Genomic DNA, 1,499 nt, shown 5'->3' on the forward strand with positions numbered 1-1,499 from the left:
GTCCGCCGTCTGGACCGGGTGATCATCCGGTTCGCGGGTGACTCGGGTGACGGTATGCAGCTGACGGGTGACCGGTTCACCTCGGAGACGGCATCGTTCGGCAATGACTTGTCCACGCTGCCGAATTTCCCGGCCGAGATCCGTGCGCCTGCCGGCACGCTGCCCGGTGTCTCCAGTTTCCAGCTGCATTTCGCTGATCATGACATTCTGACGCCGGGCGATGCGCCGAGTGTTCTGGTGGCGATGAATCCGGCGGCGCTCAAGGCGAATATCTCCGATGTGCCGCGTGGCGCCGAAGTCATTGTGAACACCGATGAGTTCACGAAGCGGGCGATGCAGAAGGTCGGTTACGACACCAGCCCGCTTGAGGACGGTTCGCTGGACGGCTACAGCGTGCATCCGGTGCCGCTGACCACGTTGACGGTCGAGGCGCTCAAGGAGTTCGACCTGTCGCGCAAGGACGCGGGGCGCAGCAAGAACATGTTCGCGCTGGGTTTGCTGTCGTGGATGTATCACCGTCCGACCGAGGGCACCGAGGCGTTTTTGCGGCAGAAGTTCGCGAAGAAGCCCGAGATCATGAAGGCGAATCTGGCGGCGTTCCGGGCGGGTTGGAACTTCGGTGAGACCACCGAGGACTTCGCGGTCTCCTATGAGGTGCTGCCGGCGGCGAAGGCGTTCCCGACGGGCACGTACCGCAATATTTCCGGGAACCTGGCGCTGTCCTATGGTCTGGTGGCGGCGGGCCGGCAGGCGGATCTGCCGTTGTATCTGGGCTCGTATCCGATCACGCCGGCGTCCGACATCCTGCATGAGCTGTCCAGGCACAAGAACTTCGGTGTGCGCACGTTCCAGGCCGAGGATGAGATCGCGGGTATCGGTGCGGCGCTGGGCGCGGCGTTCGGCGGCTCGCTCGCGGTGACGACGACGTCCGGTCCGGGTGTGGCGCTCAAGTCCGAGACGATCGGTCTCGCGGTCAGTCTGGAACTGCCGCTGTTGATCGTGGACATTCAGCGTGGTGGGCCTTCCACGGGTCTGCCGACCAAGACCGAGCAGGCCGATCTGCTGCAGGCGATGTACGGGCGCAACGGTGAGGCGCCGGTGCCGATCGTCGCCCCGCAGACCCCGGCCGACTGCTTCGACGCCGCGATCGAGGCGGCCCGGATCGCGCTGACCTACCGCACCCCGGTGTTCTTGCTGTCCGACGGCTATCTCGCCAACGGCTCCGAGCCGTGGCGGATCCCCGAGGTCGATGAACTCCCCGATCTGCGCACCCAGTTCGCGCAGGGCCCCAACCACACCCTGGACGACGGCACCGAGGTGTTCTGGCCCTACAAACGCGACCCCGAGACCCTCGCCCGGCCGTGGGCGATCCCGGGCACGCCGGGTCTGGAGCACCGTATCGGCGGCATCGAGAAGCAGGACGGCACGGGCAACATCTCCTACGACCCGGCCAACCACGACTTCATGGTCCGCACCCGCCAAGCCAAGATCGACGGCAT

Annotated in this window: 1 protein-coding gene; it reads left to right on the top strand. The window is 65.8% G+C overall.

Going from position 1 to position 1,499, the window contains the following annotated elements; genetic code table 11:
• A partial coding sequence (locus tag JAO81_RS38310) for a 2-oxoacid:acceptor oxidoreductase subunit alpha (RefSeq protein WP_199552621.1) occupies positions 1-1,499 on the top strand: 1,499 nt, incomplete at both ends.

Source organism: Streptomyces sp. N35 (genome assembly GCF_016464295.1).
In the GTDB taxonomy this organism is placed as follows: Bacteria; Actinomycetota; Actinomycetes; order Streptomycetales; family Streptomycetaceae; genus Streptomyces.